Below are 6,444 nucleotides of genomic sequence, written 5' to 3' on the forward strand. Positions count from 1 at the left end.
CTGCTCCTCAGCGCTCGCGCAAGGCTTCGCGCGCCTTGTTCAGCGGCTTGACCAGGTAGTCGAGCACTGACTTGCTGCCGGTGTGGATGTCTACCGTGGCGATCATCCCGGGCACGATCGGGAAGCTCTGCCCGCTGCTGTTGTTCAGGTGGTCCGCGTCGGTGCGGATGTACACGCGGTAGTAATACACGTCGCGCTTCACGTCGTCCTGGATGGTGTCGGGCGAAATGGTCGTCACCTTGCCCGGCAGGCCGCCGAAGATGGCGTAGTCGTAGGCCGTCACCTTCACCGTTGCGTCCTGCCCCGGGTGGATGAAGGCCACGTCGCGCGGCGAGATGCGCGCCTCGACCAGCAGCTTTTCGTCCAGCGGCACGATCTCCATGAGCTTGCCGCCCGGGGGCAGCACGCCGCCCACGGTGGTCACGGCGATGTCCTTCACAATGCCGCGCACCGGCGAAGCGAAGGTCAGCCGGGTGAGCGAGTCGGAGCGCCCGCGCGTCACCGAGCGCTGCGCCTCGATTTCGGCATTCGCCTTCGCGAGCTCTTCGCGTGCCTTCACGGAGTACTGGCTCTTGATGTCCGCGGCTTTGGTCTCCGCCTCGTTGATCTGGCGCTTGAGGCGCAGCACTTCCACGTCGCTCGCAGCGCCGCGCGACACCAGCGGCTCTGTCAGCGCGAGTTCGCGGCGCATCAGCACCAGCGCCTGCGTCACGCCAGCGAGGCTGCTCGCAAGCTGCTCGCGGCGCGAGCGGTAGAGCGCGGTTTCGGTGCGCACGAGGTCGGCGTCCGACTGCACCTCGGGCGGAAACGCCAGCGACGTGCCACCCACCTCGGCCGCGAGGCGCGCCGACATGGCAAGCGCAGCACGCACGCGCGAGGCGCTTTCCTGCACGGTCGACTCGGTCTTGGTCCTGTCGAGCTGCGCGAGCACCTGCCCCGCATCGACGATGTCGCCCTCGCGCACCTTCAGGTCCACCAGGATGCCGCCTTCGAGCGACTGGATCATCTGCTCCTTCGACGAGGGCACCACCTTGCCCGTGCCGGTGGACACCTCGTCGAGCTTGAAAGACCACGCCCAGGCCAGCAGCGCGACCAGCGCCGTCCCGACGATCCACACGACCAGCGAGGCGCGCGGCAGCGGCGGCTCGGCCGGCGAATAGCTCACTACGGGAGGCGTCTTCGGGCGCGGAAGCTGTGCTCCCTGCTTGCCCTGCCCGACCTGTGTTCCCTTTGCGCCCTGCGGGTCAGCCACCCCGGACGCGGCACCGGCCACCACGGCCACGCCGCCGGCGCCTCGTGGGTGGGTTGTCTCAGGCGTTGTTGCCATGCGAAAGCTCTCCAATAATCCGGTCCCTCGACCCGTCCATCACGATGCGGCCGTTGTCGATCACGACGATGCGGTCCACCCAATGCAGCACCGGCATGCGGTGCGTTGCCACCACCAGCGTGCGCGACCCCAGCCAGGCGCCCACCGACTCGATCACCTGGCGTTCGGTGACCTCGTCGAAGTGCGCAGTGGGTTCGTCCAGCAGCACGATGGAAGGCTGGCGGATCAGCGTGCGCGCGAGCAGCAGCGCCTGCCGCTGCCCGCCCGAGAGTCCGAGTCCGCCTTCGTGGATCAGGTCGTCCAGCCCCTGGGAGCGCGAATCCACGAAGGGCAAGGCGCCCGCCATCGTGATGGCCTCCAGTACCTGCGCATCGGTCGCCAGCGGCATGCCCATGGTGACGTTCTCGCGGACGGTGCCGTAGAAAAGCCGCGCGTTCTGCGTGAGCAGCGCCATGTCGCGGCGCAGGTCGGCCGGGTCGATCAGCGCGAGGTCGAGCGAATCGAGCGCCACGTTGCCGCGCTGCGGTGCATGCAGGCCGGCCAGCAGCTGCAGCAGCGTGGACTTGCCCGCGCCCATGCGGCCCAGCAGCGCGACCTTTTCGCCGGCCTGGATCTGCAGCTGTGCGCACGAGAACGCCGGGCTCTTGTCGTCCTTGCCGTAGCGAAACTCGACGCCCATGACGTTGTAGCGGCCCTGCAGCGCCGGCACGTGCACCAGCCGCGCGCTCTCGGGCTGGTCGACCGGGCGCTGCATGAGCTGGTCGAGCCCGGCGCGCGCCACCTTGGCCTGCTGCCAGCGCGCGAACACGCCCGACAGTTGCGCCAGCGGCGCGATCATGCGCGACGCGAGGATCGACGAGCCGACCAGCGCACCGGTCGTCATGTCCCCCCTCATCACAAGGAAGCAGCCCGCGAGCAGCATCACCGCGTAGACGATGGTCTGCACCTCCTGCGTCCAGGTCATGAGCAGGCCCGTGAGAAAGCGCTGGCGCATGCTGACGCCGGCCGAGACCTCGTTGGCATGGTTCCACTGGTTCTGGAAGCGCGGCTCGGCGCGCATGAGCTTGATGTCCTCGATGCCCTCGACGGCCTCGACCAGCAGCGCATTGCGCAGCGCCGATTCGCGCATGCCCTCGTTGGCCAGCCGCGCGAGCGGCTTCTGGATCAGCAGGCCAGGAATCACCAGCAGCGGCACCGCTGCCAGTGCCACCAGCGCGAGTGGGCCAGCCACCATCCACAGCACGACCAGGAAGAGAAAGAAAAACGGCAGGTCGGCCACCGCGCCGATGGTGGTGGAGGTGAGCAGTTCGCGCACTTGCTCCACTTCGCGCACCTGCGCGATGAAGGAGCCAGTGGACTTCGAGCGTGCGTCGGTGCGCACCCTCAAGGCATGGCCGAAGACCAGGTCCGACACCTTGAGGTCGGCACGCTTGCCGATCACGTCGGAAATGTGCGTGCGCGATATACGCAGCAAGAATTCGAAGACCACGGCGAGCATGACGCCGCCGAACAGCACCCACAGCGTCGACTCCGACTGCGCGGGCACCACGCGGTCGTAGATCTGCATCGAGAAGATCGTCGAGGCCAGTGCCAGCACGTTGGCAAAGACCGAGGCCAGGATGATGTCGCCGTAGCGGCGCCAGTCGCGCAGGGCGATGGTCCAGAACCAGTTGGGCTTGTAGGGCTTGACGTAGTCGTCCACGCGCGCGTCGGGCACGGCGGTGTTGGGCCGCAGGATGGCGACGCGCTTCGCACGCTGGCGCAGCTCGTCGATGGGCAGCGCCGTCTCCAATCCGTGGTCGCCGCCTAGCAGCACGCCCAGGCTGCCCTTGCCGTCGGAAGCGCGCACGACACCGATCTCGCCGTTGTCGAACTCCACCACCAGCGGCAGCCGCCACGGGTCGATCTGCGCGTTGGAGAACGCGTCCAGCCGCAGCGCCAGGCCGAGCTGCCGCGCCATGTGATCGAGCAGCGTGTCCATCGGCGCGCCGCGCTCCCAGGCGAGCGAGACGCGCACGCTCTCTTCCGAAGCGCCAATGCCGTAGTGGCGGGCGACGAAGAGCATGGCGTCGAGCCAGCTCGTGTACTGCGGGGGCAGACTCATGGAAGCAGTTCCATTCCTTGAACGGTGGTGTTGTTGAGGCCGTAGTACGTGCGGCCCTGGCCGGTGGCGCCGATGTAGCCGATGCGGCTGGCCCAGAGGTCGTGCAGCACGCCCTCTTGCTCAGCTGCGGCCTGGTGGATCTCCTGCTCGGCGTTGAGCAGGTCGAGGATGGAACGGGAGCCGAGCTTGTATTGCTCGCGGTAGAGGTCGCGCGCCTCGCCGATGCTTCGGCGCCTATCTGCGAGCACGCCCAGGCGCTCCTGCGCGCCGATGACCTGCTCCCGGAAATTGCGCGCCAGGTCGCCCGCGTTCAGGCGAGCGGTTTCGACGCGCATGCGCGCGGCCTCTTCGGCGGCGACTGCTGCGCGCACCTGGGCGTCGAGCGCGCCGCCCTGGTAGAGCACGCTCGAAAGATTGAGCATGACCGAGTGGTACATGCCGTTGCGCTCCAGCGTGCTGGGGTTCACGCCGCCCATGGCCTTGTTGGCGGAAACGTCGAGGCTGATGGTGGGGTAGCGCTGAGCCCTTGCAACTTCGACCTGGGCCGAGGCCACGCGCCGCTCTGCCTCTGCAGTCAACACATCGGGCATGAGGCTGGCGTCGGGTAGCTGGTCGATGCGCAACTCGCTGGCCAGCCGTTCCGGCAGCGGAGCCACGGCCGGCGGTACCGACTTGCCCAGCAGCGTGCCCAGACGCTCCCTCCACTGCGCGAGCTGTGACTTGACCTGCAGCAGATTGGCACGCGCGCTGTCGACGCGCGACTCGGCCTGGATCGGGTCGGCCTTGGTGCTGATGCCCGCGCCGGCGCGCAGCCGTGCCGTCTCCAGAACCTTCTCGACGGCATTGACCTGCTCCTGCGCGATCGCGACCAGCGACTGGTAGCGGTGCGTCATGACGACGGCCTCGGCCGCCTGCTGCGCGACGGTATCGATCTGCTTGAGGATCGCGGCCTGCTGGCGCCGCACCTGTGCCTCCGACTGGTTGACTGCGCCGTCGACCTTGCCGAAGTCGTAAAGCATCTGCGATACGGAGGCCGTGGCCAGTGTGCCGGCGCCGCGCCCCCGGCCAGCGCCGGACGCACCGTTGTTGGCGCCCCCGCCCATGCCCACGCGCACCGTCGGGTAGTAGCCGGCCCGCGCCACGTCGACGCCGCCCGACTGCTGCGCCAGCGCGGCGATGGAGTCGGAGATGGACGGATGGCGCGCCACCGCCTGGCGCACCGCATCGGTCAGCTCCAGCGGCGTCGTGGTCTCGGGCGCCGAGGGCAGCTCGGGGCCGGGGCGCACGCCCATGTCCCGGGCCAGCGCACTCGGTGCGAGCCGCCGCGCTACCGTCAATCCGCCGGAGATGATCTGCGCGGCGGCCGGCATGCTGGCGAGGGCCAGCCATGCAGCCGTGGAGGCCGCGCAGAAGGTGGTAATGCCTGGTTTCACTCGGGTCGGTCCTCTTTGGAAACGCTGTCGGCCGCGCCAGGCTCGCGCAGCCGGTTCATGTAGATGGCCACGCGCTGGCGGCTGGCGGCCGGAAGGCTCGCCAGTTCGGCAGCGGCGGCCTCGGGTGGCACCACGCCCAACGGCGCTGCCACGAACAGCCAGTTGACGACGTGGAAGATGCCCTGCCATCCGTGGATGGCGTAGTTCTGTACGTCGATGAGCCGCGGCGTGCGCTGCTGGAAGCACTGCTTGAGTTCGGCATAGCCGGGCGGCAACGGCAGGGCCGCCACGTCGCGCCAGAAGGCTGTGTCGCGCCGCGGGCAGTCGTAGTGCATGCGCAGGAAGTCGCGAATGCCCGACCAGCACCGCGCATTGGCTTCGTTGAAGCCGTCGATCAGGTGGCCCGACACCACGCCATCGCCGGCGGTGACGATGCGCTCGAAGTTGCGCAGTTGCTCCAGCATCTGACCGATGGAGGTTGCCTCCAGCGGCTCCACGAAACCCGAGGCCAGCCCGATCGCCATGACGTTGCCGACCCACACCTGCTCGAAGTGGCCGGGCTCGAAGCGCAGAGTGCGCATCGGCTCGACATCCGGGCCGATGCGGCGATGGATCTCGTCGATGACCTGCGTCTCGTCGATGTGGGCGCTGCTGAAGACATAGCCCGCGCCGACGCGCTCGACCAACGGGATCTGCCACATCCAGCCGGCCGGCATTGCGATGGCGCGCGTGACCAGCGACGGATTCTGCTGCGGATGCGGCATGTGAAACGGCACGGCGCGGTCGAGCAGCAGGTGCTCGGAGAACGAGCGCCAGCGAATGCCGAGCTTCTGGCCGATGCCCAGACGTGCCAGCCCCGAGGCGTCGATGAGCAGGTCAAGGTCGATGATTTCGCCGTCATCGATGCGCACGCCGCGCGCCATGTCCTGCGCGTCGCACAGCAGCTCCTCGACACGGGCTTGCTGGTGCACCACGCCGCGCGAGACGGCCACGCGGCGCAGGTAGTCCGCCAGCTTGTGGCTGTCGAAATGGAAGGACGCCGACAGGCCCGACCTTGCTCCGAGCTGCAGCATCGCCGCCGCCTCCTGCTGCGATGCATTCGACGCGATCGCGGCAAAGCCGGGGATGTAGCGGTGAAGCTCGACGCCCTCGCGCACCATGCCGGAGAACAGCGGACGGAAGCCGCCCTCCATCCAGTCGGTTTCCTGCAGGCCGGGCCGGCCGAAGAGGTGGTAGTAGCGGTCGTCCTCGGCTCCGGTGCGCCAGCCTTCGTAGGAGAAGCCCAGCTTGAAGGCCGCGCCGGTCTCGCGCACGAATTCGTTGACGTCGATACCGTTGCGGCGCAGCGCGTCGATGAGGTTGAGCAGCCCGCCTTCTCCCACGCCGACGATGCCTATGTCGGGCGACTCGATCACCCGGATCTCGACCTGCGGCGCGAACATGCGGCGCAAGGTCAGGGCCGCGAACCAGCCTGCGGTTCCACCGCCGATGACGACGGCGCGGTTGATGTTGCGAAGATTGAGCATGTGTATGTTTCCCTGGGCCGGACCGAGAAAAGGGGCGCACCGGGGTGCGCCCCT

General features: G+C 68.4%; 4 protein-coding genes. All 4 read right to left on the bottom strand.

What is annotated here, in order from left to right; all coding sequences use genetic code 11:
• Positions 1 to 7: 7 nt before the first annotated feature.
• The 4 genes from NWF24_RS28240 to NWF24_RS28255 are packed head-to-tail and all read right to left on the bottom strand — an operon-like array spanning position 8 to position 6,390.
• A complete protein-coding gene (locus tag NWF24_RS28240) occupies positions 8 to 1,327 on the bottom strand; it encodes an HlyD family type I secretion periplasmic adaptor subunit (protein ID WP_258351425.1) in 1,320 nt (439 codons plus the stop codon).
• Complete coding sequence (locus NWF24_RS28245) at positions 1,311 to 3,431, bottom strand: type I secretion system permease/ATPase (RefSeq protein WP_258351426.1); 2,121 nt, start codon at positions 3,429 to 3,431, stop codon at positions 1,311 to 1,313. The genes NWF24_RS28240 and NWF24_RS28245 overlap by 17 nt, the downstream gene beginning before the upstream one ends.
• On the bottom strand, positions 3,428 to 4,864 hold the full coding sequence (locus tag NWF24_RS28250) for a TolC family outer membrane protein (protein ID WP_258351427.1): 1,437 nt from the start codon (positions 4,862 to 4,864) through the stop codon (positions 3,428 to 3,430). The genes NWF24_RS28245 and NWF24_RS28250 overlap by 4 nt, the downstream gene beginning before the upstream one ends.
• Positions 4,861 to 6,390, bottom strand: a complete 1,530-nt coding sequence (locus NWF24_RS28255; protein WP_258351428.1) for a tryptophan halogenase family protein — start codon at positions 6,388 to 6,390, stop codon at positions 4,861 to 4,863. The genes NWF24_RS28250 and NWF24_RS28255 overlap by 4 nt, the downstream gene beginning before the upstream one ends.
• Between the last annotated feature and the right edge of the window lie 54 nt (positions 6,391 to 6,444).

Origin of the sequence: Variovorax paradoxus, assembly GCF_024734665.1 — a bacterium.
Lineage (GTDB): Bacteria > Pseudomonadota > Gammaproteobacteria > Burkholderiales > Burkholderiaceae_C > Variovorax.

Coding starts and splice junctions, on each gene's coding strand:
- NWF24_RS28240 (WP_258351425.1), bottom strand. CDS start 1,327: ATGGCAACAACGCCTGAGACAACCCACCCACGAGGCGCCGGCGGCGTG.
- NWF24_RS28245 (WP_258351426.1), bottom strand. CDS start 3,431: ATGAGTCTGCCCCCGCAGTACACGAGCTGGCTCGACGCCATGCTCTTC.
- NWF24_RS28255 (WP_258351428.1), bottom strand. CDS start 6,390: ATGCTCAATCTTCGCAACATCAACCGCGCCGTCGTCATCGGCGGTGGA.